At 42.2% G+C, this 16184-nt stretch carries 16 protein-coding genes; 12 read left to right on the top strand and 4 right to left on the bottom strand.

What is annotated here, in order from left to right:
- Positions 1 to 37 precede the first annotated feature (37 nt).
- On the top strand, positions 38 to 370 hold the full coding sequence (gene tmaR, locus M1F25_RS12880; RefSeq protein WP_004253179.1) for a PTS system regulator TmaR: 333 nt from the start codon (positions 38 to 40) through the stop codon (positions 368 to 370).
- Between the two features lie 66 nt (positions 371 to 436).
- On the opposite strand, the gene M1F25_RS12875 is transcribed toward tmaR, so the two are convergent.
- Entirely contained in the window at positions 437 to 1126 is a 690-nt protein-coding gene (locus M1F25_RS12875) for a helix-turn-helix domain-containing protein (RefSeq protein ID WP_036958098.1), read from the bottom strand.
- Positions 1127 to 1336: 210 nt separating this feature from the next.
- Here M1F25_RS12875 and M1F25_RS12870 point away from each other — a divergent pair, with 210 nt between their 5' ends.
- Genes M1F25_RS12870 through M1F25_RS12860 form a run of 3 tightly spaced genes read left to right on the top strand, consistent with a single transcriptional unit; the run spans position 1337 to position 5036 of the window.
- Positions 1337 to 3667 (top strand): molybdopterin-dependent oxidoreductase, encoded by a 2331-nt coding sequence (locus M1F25_RS12870; RefSeq protein ID WP_181488086.1) that lies wholly within the window; start codon positions 1337 to 1339, stop codon positions 3665 to 3667.
- 2 nt (positions 3668 to 3669) lie between these two features.
- On the top strand, positions 3670 to 4218 hold the full coding sequence (locus M1F25_RS12865) for a 4Fe-4S dicluster domain-containing protein (RefSeq protein ID WP_172412196.1): 549 nt from the start codon (positions 3670 to 3672) through the stop codon (positions 4216 to 4218).
- A 2-nt stretch (positions 4219 to 4220) separates the two neighbouring features.
- Positions 4221 to 5036: a dimethyl sulfoxide reductase anchor subunit family protein gene (locus M1F25_RS12860; protein WP_181488084.1), complete on the top strand. Its 816-nt coding sequence runs from the start codon at positions 4221 to 4223 to the stop codon at positions 5034 to 5036.
- Between the two features lie 220 nt (positions 5037 to 5256).
- Here M1F25_RS12860 and M1F25_RS12855 read toward each other — a convergent pair whose 3' ends face one another.
- Positions 5257 to 5547 carry a putative quinol monooxygenase gene (locus tag M1F25_RS12855; RefSeq protein WP_004253191.1) on the bottom strand — a complete coding sequence of 97 codons (291 nt, stop codon included), beginning with the start codon at positions 5545 to 5547 and terminating at the stop codon, positions 5257 to 5259.
- Between the two features lie 198 nt (positions 5548 to 5745).
- The gene (rne, locus tag M1F25_RS12850; protein WP_181488082.1) at positions 5746 to 9024 is read right to left on the bottom strand and encodes a ribonuclease E; all 3279 of its coding nucleotides are present in this window, start codon (positions 9022 to 9024) and stop codon (positions 5746 to 5748) included.
- Between the two features lie 544 nt (positions 9025 to 9568).
- Between rne and rluC the strand changes: the two genes are divergently transcribed.
- A complete protein-coding gene (gene rluC, locus M1F25_RS12845) occupies positions 9569 to 10528 on the top strand; it encodes a 23S rRNA pseudouridine(955/2504/2580) synthase RluC (RefSeq protein WP_094960422.1) in 960 nt (319 codons plus the stop codon).
- Positions 10529 to 10570: 42 nt separating this feature from the next.
- Here the strand turns inward: rluC and M1F25_RS12840 are convergent, their stop codons facing one another.
- Positions 10571 to 11158, bottom strand: a complete 588-nt coding sequence (locus M1F25_RS12840; protein ID WP_094960423.1) for a Maf family protein — start codon at positions 11156 to 11158, stop codon at positions 10571 to 10573.
- A gap of 143 nt (positions 11159 to 11301) precedes the next feature.
- On the opposite strand from M1F25_RS12840, the gene yceD reads away from it, so the two are divergent.
- The 7 genes from yceD (at position 11302) to acpP (ending at position 16107) form a co-directional block, all read left to right on the top strand.
- Positions 11302 to 11826: a 23S rRNA accumulation protein YceD gene (gene yceD / locus M1F25_RS12835; protein WP_004253206.1), complete on the top strand. Its 525-nt coding sequence runs from the start codon at positions 11302 to 11304 to the stop codon at positions 11824 to 11826.
- A gap of 12 nt (positions 11827 to 11838) precedes the next feature.
- Positions 11839 to 12009, top strand: coding sequence for a 50S ribosomal protein L32 (rpmF, locus tag M1F25_RS12830; RefSeq protein ID WP_004253223.1), 171 nt, complete (start codon positions 11839 to 11841; stop codon positions 12007 to 12009).
- A gap of 12 nt (positions 12010 to 12021) precedes the next feature.
- On the top strand, positions 12022 to 13062 hold the full coding sequence (gene plsX, locus M1F25_RS12825; protein ID WP_094960424.1) for a phosphate acyltransferase PlsX: 1041 nt from the start codon (positions 12022 to 12024) through the stop codon (positions 13060 to 13062).
- Positions 13063 to 13071: 9 nt separating this feature from the next.
- Positions 13072 to 14022 (top strand): beta-ketoacyl-ACP synthase III, encoded by a 951-nt coding sequence (locus M1F25_RS12820; RefSeq protein ID WP_181489702.1) that lies wholly within the window; start codon positions 13072 to 13074, stop codon positions 14020 to 14022.
- 18 nt (positions 14023 to 14040) lie between these two features.
- Positions 14041 to 14973, top strand: a complete 933-nt coding sequence (gene fabD / locus M1F25_RS12815; RefSeq protein WP_096863860.1) for an ACP S-malonyltransferase — start codon at positions 14041 to 14043, stop codon at positions 14971 to 14973.
- Between the two features lie 7 nt (positions 14974 to 14980).
- Positions 14981 to 15715, top strand: coding sequence for a 3-oxoacyl-ACP reductase FabG (fabG, locus tag M1F25_RS12810; protein ID WP_004253233.1), 735 nt, complete (start codon positions 14981 to 14983; stop codon positions 15713 to 15715).
- Between the two features lie 155 nt (positions 15716 to 15870).
- Positions 15871 to 16107 carry an acyl carrier protein gene (gene acpP / locus M1F25_RS12805; RefSeq protein WP_004253236.1) on the top strand — a complete coding sequence of 79 codons (237 nt, stop codon included), beginning with the start codon at positions 15871 to 15873 and terminating at the stop codon, positions 16105 to 16107.
- Positions 16108 to 16184: the final 77 nt, after the last annotated feature.

Below are 16184 nucleotides of genomic sequence, written 5' to 3'. Positions count from 1 at the left end.
GATAATGCGTTTTGAATATTGACTAGAGGGTTTAAACATGGACAACGCTAACAAGCCGTCTTTCCAAAATGTTCTGGAATTTGTGCGTATGTTTCGTCGCAAAAATAAAATTCGTCGTGAAATCACCGACAATGAGAAAAAAATTCGTGATAACCAGAAGCGTGTTTTGCTACTGGATAACTTGAGTGAATATATAAAACCAGGCATGTCGATTGAGGATATTCAGGCAATTATTGCGAACATGCGTAGCGATTATGATGATCGTGTTGATGATTATATTATCAAGAACGCTGAGCTTTCCAAAGAGCGCCGTGAAATATCTAAAAAACTCAAAGAAATGGGTGAATTGCCTCGCATCGATGTAAAATAATCAACTTATAAAGCCGAGATAATCTCGGCTTTATTGTTTTTGAGTTATTATCATGAAGGTTTGTTGTTATAAATTTAGTTTATTAACTTGTTTGATTAATGCAGTTGCTAATCTTTCCATTTCATTTTCTGCAATAAATCCCATCGTCACTGCGGCAGCAACAAGCTGACCTTCGCCATTAAATACAGGACAAGCAATAGATTGCGCTCCGGGAATACCTTCTGTTGGTTGGTAACGGATAGCATAACCTTGTTGGGTCACTTTATTAATTTCGTCTTGTGAATAGGAATTAGAGCCAAATTGGCCATCAAATGCTGAATAAACCAGCCCTGCCGCACTTTTTACGACAGGCAATGGCGTGTTAGGTAAAAAGTCAATTTCAATATTTTTAAAGCTACGATTATATTTAACCAAAGAAAGTGCTTTCCCTAAGCGGGTGGCAACACCTGTTGAGACATTTTGTTCATCACGAAATTGAATCAAAGCATTATTAATAGTGTCGATATAAGAGTCTTCAGGTTTAACAAAATTGGCTAAGAAGGTTAAATTTCGGCCTAAGCCATAACGGCTAGTTTGAATGTCTTGATACAGCATTTGTGTACGGCATAGTGAAACAAGATATTTATGTAGCCGACTTTTTGATATCTCACAGCCTTTTGAAATATCCGCTGCGCGCGCAATACCTCCATTCTGAGCAATATAATTTAAAATGCTTACGGCTATATCAACAGAATTAACACCTTGCAGAGTAGACATACATAAACCACCTAAATTTAACAAGTTTGGGTATTTTACCATGAGTTGCCTTGTGCTGCTAACGACCCGACGTGACAAACAAATAATCCGAAAGCGGTAGTACGTTATTACCTATAAATAGATAGAATTATTGATGCTACTCAAGTTCACTTTTAGTTAATGGAGTATATATATAGTGAACTTTAAAAAGCAATGTCGAGGTTTACTATAATGAAAACTATAAATTCACTACGTTTGAAACGCCGAACTCTGCTCAAAGGGCTTGGTGTTGTGGGGTTGGCGAGTATTGCTCCCTGTTCTTATACACAAGAAAACAGCAACCAACCCTTACCTAAAGTGCGACTAAAATTGTCGGACTACAAAACATTTCGGTCAACTTGTGCAATGGAGTGTTTACATTGCAACCTAACTGCATATACCTATCAAGGTAAGCTGATGAAAATACAGGCGACTGAAGGGTTTAATGTCAAATGTTGCTTGCGAGGTATGAGCCGGACTAAATGGGTCTATCATGAGCAACGCATCAAAACCCCATTACTGCGAGTCGGCGAAAAAGGTAAAGCGGAATTCAAACCGATAAGCTGGGATGAAGCGCTGGATCTTATCGAAAAAAATATCAGAGAAACCATTGATAAATATGGTAATGAAGGGTTATTTATTTCCACGCATGCAGGGAATATGGACTCTATCAAGAATGATATGGGAAAAGCCTTTTTTGATTATTTAGGCGGAGCAACGAAACAGGCGGGTTCATTGTGTTGTTCAGCGGTAACAGCAGCGATGATCCCAATGCTAGGTTTAAGGTATGCAGATACCCGAGATACGATAGCCGACAGCCGCTATATCTTGTGTTGGGGAAATAACCCTGCTGTTACCATGCAAGCCTATTTTAAAAATTATAACCAAGCGAGAAGAAATGGTGCTCGACTAGTGGTTATTGACCCGCGCTATAGTGAAACCGCGGCAAAAGCAGACGAGTGGGTCCCGATTATTCCAGGGACGGATACGGCTTTGGCATTGGGAATGATCAAAATCATTATTGAAGAAAACCGAATAGACGAAAACTTCCTTAGAACACATACAGGCGCTGTTTATTTAGTTGACACCAATCAGAAACAAGTTAGGCAAAATAATGACGATAAGGACAGTTATTTAGTTTTCGACATATTAAGCAAACAATTAGTTCGTCATGATTCATCGGGTATTAAACCGGCACTATTCCAACATGAACTTCCTGAAGATTTGGGGTATACCACGGTTTTTGAGCAAATTTATCAACAAGCTAAACCATGGGATATTGCTCGAGTCAGTGAAGAAACGGATGTTCCAGCGGAAACTATCGTACGTCTTGCTCGGGATTACTCATCAATAACACCTTCAATGATTGTGCAAAATATGTCAGGAGCGCAGCGAACTGAGCACGGTGCTTATGTTGCAGGAAGTCAATTCTACCTTGCATTACTCACTGGTAATATCGGTAAACGAGGGGCGGGGGTTTGTGATGCCGGTGGAGCTCGGCAAATGGCTAACTTTAGTCCAATCGTTCCTCCTGCTCCGAATGTGAAAAATATTCCACCTATTCCGGTGGCGAAAGTTGGCGATTTTATCGTCAATGAAAAGCCGCATCCGATTAATTTTTGGTGGATTATGACAATGGGGGTTATGACCCAATTACCGAATACTAACAAGGTTCGGGAGGCTCTGAAGAAAGTTCCATTTGTGGTAGTGGCTGATAATCTCATGAGCTCAACAGCGTTATATGCAGATTTAGTCCTACCTGTTACAACGATTTTTGAAGATACAAGTTTGATGGCGGGGGTACGTAGCCAATATGTTCAATTAATGGAACAAGCCGTCGAACCTGTTGGTGAAGCAAAACCCGATTATTGGATTTTCGCCCGGCTAGCAGAGCGTTTTGGCTTTGGAGATGTATTCAATAAGCCAATAGAACACTACATTGATGCCTGTTTAGTCGGTTCAGGCATCACTCGTCAAATGTTAGAAAAAGGCCCAGTACGTCCCGTAGAAGGAGACTGGATTCCTTTCAAAGACGGTATTTTTAGAACATCGACTAAAAAAGCGAACTTGTTTGTTGAAGATTGGCAAAAGAAAAACTTTTCGCCTGTCGTCGCTTACTATCAAGTGACTGAATCTGTTAAAGGTTCACCTGAATTAGCCAAAAAGTATCCATTAATGGCGGTTCAGCGCAAGTTAGCGCGAAGTGTGCATTCAAGTCATGGAATGAATGAATGGATTCTGGAAGTACAACGAAACCAACCGAATGTTTTAATTCATCCCGAAGATGCTAAATCTAGAGGCATTAAAAATGGGGAATGGGCAATCACCTTTAATGACCGAGGAGAACACAGAGCCATTGCTGTTGTGACAACGCATATTAAAAAAGGCGTGATTTCACTGGATAACGGCTGGTGGGAGCAGCAGGGGGGAAGCAGCAGTCATGTCACGAATGACCAAGTTGAACATTTGGGAACAGGGCACTGCTGTAATAGTACGTTAGTTGATGTCAGAAGGGAGGCGTAATCATGGTTAAGCAATATGGTTTTTTGATAAATACAAAAGATTGCTATGGTTGCCGTACTTGTTCAATGGCCTGTAAATCCGAAAATGTCACCCCACCAGGGGTTTTGTGGCGTCGAGTTCGCGAATTTAATGATGACTCACCGAATGCCCAAGCATTTATTACGATGTCTTGTAATCATTGTGATGATCCTCAATGTTTGAAAGTCTGCCCTGCTGACACCTATACCAAACGGGCGGATGGCATAGTCGTTCAAGACCATGAAAAATGTATCGGTTGCCAGATGTGTATCATGGCTTGCCCATATCATGCTCCTGTTTTTGATCCTGCTGAAGGGAAAACGAGCAAGTGTAATATGTGCGCAGAACGGTTAGATGAAGGGCTACTACCAAGGTGTGTGGAGTCTTGCCCGACGGGCGCTATTGAGTTTGGTGATATTACCGAGCTACGTAAAAAGCACACGACAAATTGGGCGGTACTGGAGCAGCGTTATAATATGCCCGATCACACAATTAGTAATCCAAATATTGTGATTATTGGGATGGAGGACTAATCATGGATATTAAACATATGGAACTCCCTCTGGTATTTTTTACAGTGATGAGCCAGTGGGGGATCGGGGCAGTTCTCGCATTAACTATTTACCAAATGAAAGCCAGTCAAGAGTCCCTATTATCAGGGCCTGTATTGCGTCGAGCAGTGCTATTGATATGGTTGATTGAAGTTATTGGCTCATCGATGTCAATGGGGCATTTAGGTGTGCCTCTTGAAGCATACCGTTCCGTTTTGGGGTTAAGCCATTCATGGTTAAGCCGCGAGGCCGTGACATTTGTATTATTAAATGGCGTTGTCACGTTATGGGCTCTATCTTGCTGGTTGCAGCCCACAGTAAACATGCGCAACACGATATTAGGCTGGGTAAGTGGGATTGGTGGATTAGCCGCTATACTTGTCACAGCACAAGTTTATTATCAAATGGCTGCTCACCCATTATGGCATACTCCTGCAACACAAATCGCATTTATAGGCAGTGCAATTGTCCTTGGTTTTAGTCTAGTGGCCTTATTTGTTATTGGGCAAGGAAAGCCATTACCATCGTCAATTAAAGTCGGTGTGCTTATAGGCGTTGCATTGGTATTAATCGCGCAAATCATTCGCCTACAATTACCTGCAAGCCAAGGTGGAAGCTATTTGCTGTGGTGGCAAGTTGTGATGAGTATGCTATTGCCTTGCATTGTGGCGATGAAAGGATATAAGAAACCGCCAACGGCGATTTTAATTGCCTTAGTGATATTAGCCATATTTAGCGGTGAATTAGCGGGTCGTGCCTTGTTTTATGGAGCGGTTATGATCCAAGCTCCTTGGTTCTAAAAATCCTCGTCATATTTCGGCCTGTCGCGTTGTTGGCGTCGCACACTCGCCCTAGTCACATACTTATGTATGCTCCTAGGGCCTCGTTTAGCTTGCCGCCTAGCGACAGACCGAACTATTTAGAGGATTATGTAGGTTTTTTTGTCGATATCAGAATTCGGCCTGTAGTGTTGTGTATGGGTTCTAGTTATATGCTTGGGGGTACGTTTAGCTAATGTGCTTATTCAAAAGCACCATTCATCAGTTTGATAATAGGGTCCGAACGCTTATAGCTGTTGATTAGAGGAACTAGGCGTTTGAAATGTTCGCTGGCACAGTGAATATCGAGCGCTTCTTGATTCGGCCACTCCTCGATAAAAATAAAGTGCCCAGGATCTTTTTGGTCAACGTAAAGGTCATAACTGATACACAATGGTTCTTGTTTAGTTGCAGCGACCAATTCACGGTATAGCGGCATAACAATCTCAATCGCTTCGCTTTGAATAAAATCTTCCGCAATGACTTTTAACATATATTTCCCTTTTCTTTATAAAATAACTGTGTATAAACACAGCAATACAAACACAAATTCGTTGAGAGCTCAATGTAAAAAACTGGCGAGATGATGAGTTTTTTTTAATTAAAAAATTTATTATTCATGAAATGTATTGTAATAAAAAAGCCCTGATAGTTTCCTATCAAGGCTTCTGTGTTTTAAAACTATTTAGTTTTAGTGACTAGATGGTTTTGCCATTGCAGAGGTTGCTACGTTTGAAGCAACATGACCACCTGCGCCGCCTTTACCTTCAAAGGTTGAGGCTTCACGCTGATACTCAGTGATCTCAAATGGTGCAGCAGCACTTGCAGGTGCGGGCGCTTTTGTCATTGGAGAATAAGCATGACGTTTATGTAAGCTGACCGCTGGGCTGCTTACTACCGTTGCTGGTTCAGCTACGGCAACAGGTTCGATAACTTCCTCGACACTGACTACCTCGGCTGATGCGGTGACAGAAACTTGAGGAAGTTGTATTTCTTCAACGACTTCATTGACAATAACAGGCGTTGTTTGTTCGCCCGCAATAGAAACGCTTTCAACCACTTCTGTTTGAGCTATTTCAACCTGTGGCTCAATAACTTCAGCCACTATTTCTACAGTCTCTTTTACAGCTTCGACGGTTTCAATTTCTTGCGAAACATCAGTTTTCTCTTCGACAACAACTGGAGTTGGTTCGACAATGCGTTCAACAACTGTTGCTTCGTTAACTAATGGGGTTTCTTCTACATTAACCATTTCTGTAGTGGTGTCTTGTACCTCGTGTTTAACCTCTTCAGCCACGACTGGAGAGACAATTACGTGGCTTTGTGACGCGGTAACATTTGAGGTTTCAGCTACAGAAGCGTCATTAACACTTTGTTGTTCAAGCATTTCTTCATTGGTGATGATTGCCATGCTTTCTTGTTGAGGCTGAGCAATCGGGTAATGAATAAATACTTTGCCAGACGCAAGCTCTGGTGAGGCAACGGCAGCGATTAATGGCATTGGTGATTTAGTTAAATGGCGCTCATCACGGTAGCGACGACGACGTTGACCACTGACACGCAAGTGACGAGGTGAACGACGAGAACGACGTGGAATGATGGTGTCTTGTTTTTCTTCACCATCAACTTGAGCCACGGCTTCTTGACGCTCTTCAGTTTGTACTTCACCTTCAGTTTGGTTCACAGATACCGTTGGTGCAGGTAATGCTGCAACTGGCTCAGTGGTTACTTCAGGTGCCGTTTTAACAGGAGTAATGATTTGTTCGCTATCAGTAACACGGATTTTTTGTGCTAATTGGCGACGTTGACGACGTGGGGCAACCGGACGTTGTTCTTCTTCCTTTTCCACCGCATCTTCGACATGACTTTGCTGAGCATCTTGTTGAGTTTTGGCCACTTGCTGTTGACGTTTTTCGTCTTGGCGACGACGACGCTCAGCACGTTGTTCGCGACGTTGCTGCTGGTTGTCACGATTGTTAGACTCAGTTGCTTGCTCATCTTGCTGGCTCGTATTTTTATTATTACGGCCTTTATTACGAGTGTTCGCATCATCCGATGACGTATTACGGTTATTGCGATTATCACGGTTGTCACGATTATCGCGTGTTTCATTTTCATCGCGATCACGACGATTATTATTACGGCGATTATTATTGCGACGATCATTGTTACGGCGGCGGTCATTATTATTGCGGTTTTTCGGCGCTGGTTTCTCAATCACTTTTTCTTCTTCACCAAATAGGTTCTTGAAGAAAGCCGCAATTTTACTGAACAAACCTGGGGATGCAGGTTCAGTTGCCACTGATTTTACTGGTGCTTTTGTTGCAGTTTCTTTTGGCTTCACTGTAGACATGTCTACAGGCTCTTGCAGTGCAAAAGCTGAAATTGCAGGTTGCTCAGGGATTTTGCGCTCAGCGGTAGTCTCGTCACTTTGTGTCAAAGTGACGGTTTCGTGATATTGAGCTAAGTTATAGCTTAAAGTATTTACCTCTTCACCTTTACGAATGCGGATCACATGGAAGTGAGGCGTTTGCATTTGGTCATTAGGGACAATCACAACGCGAACATGGCTTTGGCGTTGTTCGATATCACTAACGGCTTTACGCTTTTCATTCAATAGGTAAGATGCAATTTGTACAGGAACAATGGCATGCACTTCGTGAGTATTTTCTTTCAGTGCCTCTTCTTCGATAAGGCGAAGAACAGACAGGGAAAGTGATTCGTTATCACGAATGGTTCCTGTTCCTGAACAGCGAGGGCACACGTGATGGCTGGATTCACCTAACGATGGGCTCAAGCGCTGACGTGACATTTCTAATAAACCAAAACGAGAGATGCGTGCAATTTGAATGCGAGCACGGTCTTGGCGTACAGCTTCACGTAAGCGGTTTTCTACTTCACGTTGATGCCTAACTGGCGTCATATCGATAAAATCGATAACAATCAAACCACCTAGGTCACGTAGACGTAATTGACGTGCAATTTCATCAGCCGCTTCTAAGTTAGTATTGAACGCAGTTTCTTCGATATCGCCACCACGTGTTGAACGTGAGGAGTTGATATCGATAGCGGTCAGAGCTTCAGTGGTATCAATAACTAATGCACCACCTGATGGCAAACGAACTTCGCGTTGGAACGCAGATTCGATTTGTGATTCAATTTGGTAGTGGCTAAAAAGTGGAACATCGCCACTGTAGTGTTTGATTTTGCTTGCAAAATCACCACGGCCGATAGCTTCGATATGGTTGCGTGCCATTTCGACAACTTTCGGGTTATCTATTAGGATCTCACCGATATCTGGGCGTAGATAATCGCGGAATGCACGAACAATAACGTTACTTTCTTGGTGGATCAAGAAAGGTGCAGGGCGGTTTTCAGCGGCTTTTTGAATCGCTTCCCAGTGACGTAAACGGTAGAGCAAATCTTGTTGCAGTGATTCTGCAGATTTACCCACACCCGCGGTGCGAACGATTAAGCCCATGCCGTCTGGAATTTGTAAAGAGGACAGCGCTTCTTTTAGCTCAGTGCGGTCTTCGCCTTCGATACGACGTGAAATGCCCCCCGCACGTGGGTTATTTGGCATTAAAACGAGGTAACTTCCTGCCAAGCTAATGAAGGTGGTTAATGCGGCACCTTTATTGCCACGCTCTTCTTTATCCACTTGAACGATAACTTCTTGGCCTTCTTTTAACACATCTTTAATGTTAGGACGGCCTTGGGAGTGATAGTTGCTTGGGAAGTATTCACGAGCGATTTCTTTGATAGGAAGGAAACCGTGTCTTTCAGCGCCATAGTCAACAAAAGCAGCTTCAAGACTAGGTTCGATACGAGTGATTTTACCTTTGTAAATATTGGCCTTTTTTTGCTCATGACCGGGACTTTCAATATCCAAATCATAGAGGCGTTGCCCGTCAACAAGGGCAACACGCAACTCTTCCTGTTGAGTTGCGTTTATTAGCATTCTTTTCATGTTATTACTTACTCATTATTTTCTTTTAAATAAAGAGCAGCGAAAGAAAGAGCTACTGTAAACCGATGGCCTCGTGATTTTTACAAAACCGTCTGCCTCGCGGCAGTCGTTCGTATAGAGACGCGCAGTATTCGGTGAACCTGATTTTTAGATTAAAAATTCAGCGTTCTTAATCAGGATGCCGTAAGTTATTAAAGAAAACGGAAGTTCCTAACCCAATAAGCCAAAATTCGTTGCTCGCTAATTTATTTGATGTTGCTAAATGTCTTACGCCATTGCTGCACTGTTACGCCATCAAATAAGAAATCCTATAAAACGTTAACTTTCGTTTTTTAAACATCTTAGCAACTTCATATTATTCCATTGCCATAGGCATTATAGCAAGTCGATACGGAAGTTATATGGAAATTTTATTTAGAAATAGGACAAATCATGCAGAAAATAACCAAATTAAAAAAAAAAGATAAAAAATTTTGTGGAGTCGGTATGATAGGGAAAGCGAATAAGAGCATATTTTAATCAATTAGAGTTAACGCATTCCCGAATGAATACACAAAATCAAGTTCAATTTATTGACATCAGCGATGACGAAGCTGGGCAACGTATCGATAACTTTTTGCTCACTAAACTTAAAGGTGTACCAAAAAGTATGATTTATCGCATTATCCGCAAAGGGGAAGTGCGTGTTAACAAGGGGCGGATAAAGCCTGAGTATAAATTAGTCGAAGGGGACCAAGTCCGCGTTCCTCCCGTTAGGGTTGCTGAACGGGAAACTACACCGGTTTCGGCTAAACTGGATAAGGTCGCTGCATTAGCGAATTGCATTTTATTTGAAGATGACGTTCTCTTAGTGCTGAATAAACCATCTGGTACTGCTGTTCATGGTGGAAGTGGTTTAAGCTTTGGCGTTATCGAAGGCTTGAGGGCTTTGCGACCCGAAGCGCGTTTCCTTGAATTAGTCCATCGCTTGGATAGAGACACTTCTGGGATTTTGTTAGTGGCGAAAAAACGTTCTGCACTTCGCGCACTACATGAACAATTGCGTTTAAAACAAATGCAAAAAGATTATTTAGCACTCGTAAGAGGTAATTGGCAGTCCCACATGAAAGTTGTTCAAGCTCCTTTACTGAAAAATATTCTACAAAGTGGTGAACGTGTCGTGAAAGTGAGCAGCGAAGGGAAGCCATCAGAGACACGCTTTAAAGTGGAAGAGCGTTTTGATAATGCAACTTTAATAAAAGCGAGCCCTGTCACAGGGCGTACGCATCAGATTCGTGTGCATACTCTCTATGCAGGGCATCCTATTGCATTTGATGACCGTTATGGTGATAAGCAATTTGATAGCCAACTGGCCGGAACAGGTTTAAACCGCTTATTTTTGCATGCGAGCGCACTGAAATTTACACACCCTAAAACGGGTGAAGAGATGCGTTTGCAAGCTCCATTAGATAACCAATTGAATCACTGCCTAAAAATATTACGTAGTCGTAAAGCAGAAAAGTAGGTCATTTAATTAACTGGCAGGTATTTCCTGCCAGTTAACTGATTAATTATCAAACAATGGGCTAACTTGGTGTTGTCGTAACATTTCAAGTAATAGAATAAGTGGAAGCCCCACTAACGTATTGGGGTCACGCCCTTCCAAACGTTCAAATAAGCTAATCCCTAATCCCTCTGATTTAAAACTTCCAGCACATTGATAAGGCTCATCTTTAAGTAAGTAATTAGTTATTTCGGCGTCAGATAGTGATCTAAAATGAACGTGAAACAATTCACACTCGACATTAAACTTACCTGTTTCAGTATCGAGTAAACATAGGCCAGTATAAAAAGTGACCTTATTGCCTGACGCAGATTTAAGCTGTTGAAAGGCATTATCAAAATTATGCGGTTTGCCCATAATTTTATTTCCAATTACACAGACTTGGTCAGAACCAATAATCAGGTGCTGAGGGTATTTAGCAAAGAGTGCGTTGGCCTTTTCATGAGATAAACGCATGACTAAAGCCTGAGCGGACTCATTCAATATGGGCGATTCATCAATATTGGGAGCCACTGCTAAAAAAGGCAATCCCAGTTTTTTTAGTAGGGCTTGCCGGTATGGTGAAGTTGACGCCAAAATAATCGATTTCATGATTTTTCTCGAAACTCGTAGCCAAAAGGGTTAACTCATTTTAAACTATAAAACGTAAAACCTACGGTTTTTTGGTGAAAAGGCGAGTTTACCCCGCCTTTTTCTTTGACTATAGCTCATTACAAAGTTAATATGCGCGCCTTATGCAAAAGGTAAAATTACCCCTGACTATCGATGCGCAGCGTGCAGCTCAGAAAAACCTCGACTATGTTGGGAGTTATACATCTGAGCAAGTTACACGAATTGCCGAATCAGTAGTCAGTGTAGATAGTGATGTAGAAACCGAATTATCATTTAAAATTGATAATCAGCGTTTGACTGTCATCGAGGGGAAATCCCAAGTGGATGTCACCTTACAATGCCAACGTTGCAGAACTGATTTCAAACATCATGTCTACGTATCGTATTGTTTTAGTCCTGTCGTCAATGACGAAAAGGCCGAAGCATTACCGGAGCTCTATGAACCGATTCAAATTGATGAATTTGGTGAAATAGATTTGCTGGGAATGATAGAAGATGAAATAATTCTATCCTTACCAGTGGTTCCGGTTCATGATTCTGAACACTGTGAAGTGTCCGAAGCGGACATGGTGTATGGTGAACTGCCTCCTGAGGCAGAAAAACCAAACCCATTTGCCGTATTAGCCAGTTTAAAGAAAAGTACTTAAGGAGTAAGGTCAATGGCCGTACAACAGAATAAACCAACTCGTTCAAAACGCGGTATGCGTCGTTCACATGATGCACTGACTGCTACCCTAGTTTCTGTAGATAAAACTTCCGGTGAAACTCACCTGCGTCACCATGTGACTGCAGATGGTTACTACCGTGGCCGTAAGGTTATCAACAAGTAATTTGTTGTTACCTTGGCTAATCTAACCATCGCGTTAGATGCTATGGGCGGGGATGTTGGTCCCCGCGTCACGGTGCCTGCTGCATTGCAGGCACTGGCATCTAATCCAGCACTCAAATTACTGCTTGTCGGTCAACCCGAAGCCATTCAACCTTTGCTTGCACAACAAAGTGCTGAGCTAATTTCGCGCGTCGAAATTATTCCTGCTGACGGCATTATCGCAAACGATGCAAAACCATCAAACGCGATAAGACAAAGCAAAGGAACGTCGATGCGAGTGGCCTTAGAGTTAGTGAAGACAGGGCAGGCACAAGCGTGCGTGAGTGCGGGAAATACGGGTGCGCTGATGGGCTTAGCGAAATTAATGCTAAAGTCTATAGAGGGGATTGAGCGCCCAGCGCTAATGACAATCCTACCTAATCAGCAAAAAAGTCAAACAGTAGTGCTAGATTTAGGCGCTAATGTTAACTGTAGTAGTGATATGCTAGTCCAATTTGCCGTAATGGGTTCCGTGATGGCTGAAGAAGTGGTTAACATTTCTAAACCGAGAGTTGCGTTACTGAATATTGGCGAAGAAGAGAGTAAAGGGTTGGATAATATCCGCGAAGCCGCCTCAATATTAAAAGAAACGACATCAATTAACTACATTGGTTATGTAGAAGGTAACGAGTTACTGACAGGTAAAACCGATGTGTTAGTGTGTGACGGCTTCGCAGGTAATGTCTCATTGAAGACGATGGAAGGTGTAATACGCGTCATCCTTTCATTGATAAAATCGACCGGCGATCAACATAAAAAAAGCAGTTGGTTTATGCAACTGGCGAAAAAATGGTTAAAAAAACGTTTAATGAAACGTTTTGGGGACATGAACCCCGACCAGTATAACGGTGCGACTCTGTTAGGATTAAAAGGTATTGTCATCAAGAGTCACGGTGCAGCGAATGAAGGCGCTTTTAAAGCGGCTATTGACCGCGCAGTACAAGCTGTTGAAAAACAAGTCCCAGAAAGAATAACAGCGCGACTAAATATTGTTTTACCCAGGAGTGATCAATAACCTATGGCTATGTACAGTAAAATCTTAGGAACAGGCAGCTACTTACCAGCACAAGTACGTACCAATGCTGATCTGGAAAAAATGGTTGATACTTCTGATGAGTGGATTGTGACACGCACTGGCATACATGAAAGAAGAATTGCTAACGAAGAAGAAAGTGTTTCAGTGATGGGTTTTCATGCGGCCAAAAATGCGTTGGACATGGCACAAGTCGATGCAACAGACATTGGTTTGATTATCGTCGCAACCACATCAGCAACTCACGCTTTCCCTAGTGCAGCTTGCCAAATCCAACAAATGCTTGGTATTCAAGATTGTGCGGCATTTGATGTCGCAGCTGCATGTGCAGGTTTTACTTATGCGATTAGTATTGCTGATCAATTCGTTAAAACGGGCATGACTAAAAAAGCATTAGTTATTGGTGCAGATGCATTATCTAAAACATTAGATCCCGAAGACCGTGGCACAATTATTTTATTTGGCGATGCGGCAGGGGCTGTGGTTATTGGCGAATCTGAAGAGCCGGGTATCATTTCGACGCATTTACATGCAGATGGCCGTTATGGTGATTTACTCACATTACCTAATCGTAGCCGTTGCTCTGAAGACCCTGCCTATTTGACCATGACAGGTAATGAAGTCTTTAAAGTTGCAGTGCGTGAATTAGCGCATATTGTTGATGAAACATTAGCACAGAGCGGTATTGCCAAAGAAGAACTTGATTGGCTAGTCCCACATCAAGCAAATTTAAGAATTATTTCTGCGACGGCGAAAAAATTAGATATGACAATGGATAAAGTCGTTGTCACATTAGACCGTCACGGTAATACTTCTGCTGCATCAGTTCCTACAGCGTTGGATGAAGCGGTGCGTGATGACCGTATTCAGCGTGGTCAACTTGTGCTTTTAGAAGCCTTTGGTGGTGGTTTCACTTGGGGCTCTGCATTGGTTCGTTTTTAATTAACTGAGAAAATAGACATGACACAATTTGCTATGGTATTTCCCGGACAGGGTTCTCAGTCTTTAGGAATGTTAGCGGCACTAGCTGAAGAAAATCAGCTGGTTGAGCAAACATTCGCTGAAGCATCGGAAGCATTGGGTTACGATCTCTGGGCGTTAGTACAAAATGGGCCAGAAGAAGAATTAAACAAAACATGGCAAACACAGCCTGCGTTATTGGCAGCTTCTGTGGCTATTTTCCGTGTTTGGAAAGACAAAAATGGCGCAATGCCAACGATGATGGCGGGTCACAGCCTTGGTGAGTATTCTGCTTTAGTTTGTGCGGGTGTTATCGACTTCAAACAAGCGATTAAACTGGTTGAATTACGCGGAAAACTCATGCAAGAAGCCGTTCCTGAAGGGACTGGTGCGATGTATGCCATTATTGGTTTAGATAACGAATCAATTGAAAAAGCTTGCCAAGAAGCTGCTCAAGGCCAAGTGGTTTCACCAGTTAATTTTAATTCGCCAGGCCAAGTCGTCATTGCGGGTGAAAAAGCGGCAGTCGAACGTGCGGGTATCGCATGTAAAGAAGCGGGGGCAAAACGCGCATTACCATTATCTGTTAGCGTCCCTTCTCATTGTGCATTAATGAAGCCAGCTGCTGATAAATTAGCCGAAGCGTTAGAAAAAATTGATTTTTGTGAGCCAGACTATCCAGTTATTAACAATGTTGATGTTAAAATTGAGAAATCGGCACAAAATATTCGTGATGCTTTAGTCCGTCAACTGTATAATCCAGTACGCTGGACGGAAACAGTAGAATTAATGGCAGATCAAGGTGTTGAACATCTTATTGAAGTAGGTCCAGGGAAAGTATTGACTGGTCTTACCAAGCGAATTGTCTCTAATTTAACTGCCGTCGCAGTCAATGATCCTGTATCATTAAGCACTGCTTTAGAAAATAGCTGAGGACGACATGAGCTTTGAAGGAAAAATTGCACTGGTAACAGGCGCGAGTCGTGGAATTGGTAAAGCGATTGCTTTAACATTAATTGCTCGTGGTGCTACTGTTATCGGGACAGCAACCAGCGAAAAAGGCGCAGAAGCCATTACCGCTTATCTTGATGGCAAAGGTAAAGGTTTAGCATTAAACGTGACTGATGCAGCATCAATCGAAGAAACTTTGACCAAAATCCGCGAAGAATTTGGTGAAATTGATATTTTGATTAATAATGCAGGTATCACTCGTGATAACCTATTGATGCGTATGAAAGAAGATGAATGGCAAGATATTATTGACACCAATCTTTCATCCGTTTACCGTTTGTCTAAATCCGTTTTGCGTGCCATGATGAAAAAACGTTGTGGACGTATTATTTCAATTGCATCCGTTGTTGGTGTGATGGGAAATGCGGGGCAAACTAACTATGCAGCAGCGAAAGCAGGGTTAATTGGTTTTAGCAAATCATTGGCTCGTGAAGTCGCTTCTCGTGGTATTACTGTCAACGTCGTTGCACCTGGTTTTATCGAAACTGATATGACTAAAGCATTGACAGATGAACAGCGTGCAGGCATTTTATCTCAGGTTCCTGCGGATAGACTGGGTGATGCACAAGAAATTGCCAGTGCTGTAGCGTTTTTAGCTTCTGATGAAGCTGCTTACATCACAGGTGAAACATTGCATGTCAATGGTGGCATGTACATGATCTAAAGAAATGATGGAACTATTTGCATTTTTAATGTTATCTAACGCTAAATAATGCAAAATAATAGTTCCAACAGCCGGGATTGGGTTGTATCTTTTCCTGTATTTCATAAACTACGAAAACCATCGCGAAAGCGAGTTTTGATAGGAATTTTAATAGTATGAGCACTATCGAAGAACGCGTTAAGAAAATCATCGTTGAACAACTGGGTGTTAAAGAGGAAGAAGTTGTAAATACAGCTTCATTTGTTGATGACTTGGGCGCTGATTCTCTTGACACAGTTGAGCTAGTTATGGCTCTGGAAGAAGAGTTCGATTGCGAAATCCCTGACGAAGAAGCTGAAAAGATCACAACAGTACAGGCTGCGATTGACTACGTCGAGAACGCATCTAAATAATTGTACGAAAACTTATCTAGGCGATCACTCGATCGCCTATGTTCCTTTTGTAACTTTTCCCTCCTTGGAGGAAATAC

It is taken from the genome of Providencia sp. PROV109 (genome assembly GCF_033681625.1).
GTDB classification, from domain to species: domain Bacteria; phylum Pseudomonadota; class Gammaproteobacteria; order Enterobacterales; family Enterobacteriaceae; genus Providencia; species Providencia hangzhouensis.
Note: the sequence above shows the minus strand (reverse complement) of the source record. Positions and strands in the feature narration are given on the sequence as shown.

Coding starts and splice junctions, on each gene's coding strand:
- fabG (WP_004253233.1), top strand. CDS start 14,981: ATGAGCTTTGAAGGAAAAATTGCACTGGTAACAGGCGCGAGTCGTGGA.
- rluC (WP_094960422.1), top strand. CDS start 9,569: ATGAATACACAAAATCAAGTTCAATTTATTGACATCAGCGATGACGAA.
- acpP (WP_004253236.1), top strand. CDS start 15,871: ATGAGCACTATCGAAGAACGCGTTAAGAAAATCATCGTTGAACAACTG.
- M1F25_RS12875 (WP_036958098.1), bottom strand. CDS start 1,126: ATGTCTACTCTGCAAGGTGTTAATTCTGTTGATATAGCCGTAAGCATT.
- M1F25_RS12860 (WP_181488084.1), top strand. CDS start 4,221: ATGGATATTAAACATATGGAACTCCCTCTGGTATTTTTTACAGTGATG.
- fabD (WP_096863860.1), top strand. CDS start 14,041: ATGACACAATTTGCTATGGTATTTCCCGGACAGGGTTCTCAGTCTTTA.
- M1F25_RS12820 (WP_181489702.1), top strand. CDS start 13,072: ATGTACAGTAAAATCTTAGGAACAGGCAGCTACTTACCAGCACAAGTA.
- rpmF (WP_004253223.1), top strand. CDS start 11,839: ATGGCCGTACAACAGAATAAACCAACTCGTTCAAAACGCGGTATGCGT.
- yceD (WP_004253206.1), top strand. CDS start 11,302: ATGCAAAAGGTAAAATTACCCCTGACTATCGATGCGCAGCGTGCAGCT.
- M1F25_RS12870 (WP_181488086.1), top strand. CDS start 1,337: ATGAAAACTATAAATTCACTACGTTTGAAACGCCGAACTCTGCTCAAA.
- rne (WP_181488082.1), bottom strand. CDS start 9,024: ATGAAAAGAATGCTAATAAACGCAACTCAACAGGAAGAGTTGCGTGTT.
- M1F25_RS12855 (WP_004253191.1), bottom strand. CDS start 5,547: ATGTTAAAAGTCATTGCGGAAGATTTTATTCAAAGCGAAGCGATTGAG.
- M1F25_RS12865 (WP_172412196.1), top strand. CDS start 3,670: ATGGTTAAGCAATATGGTTTTTTGATAAATACAAAAGATTGCTATGGT.
- tmaR (WP_004253179.1), top strand. CDS start 38: ATGGACAACGCTAACAAGCCGTCTTTCCAAAATGTTCTGGAATTTGTG.
- M1F25_RS12840 (WP_094960423.1), bottom strand. CDS start 11,158: ATGAAATCGATTATTTTGGCGTCAACTTCACCATACCGGCAAGCCCTA.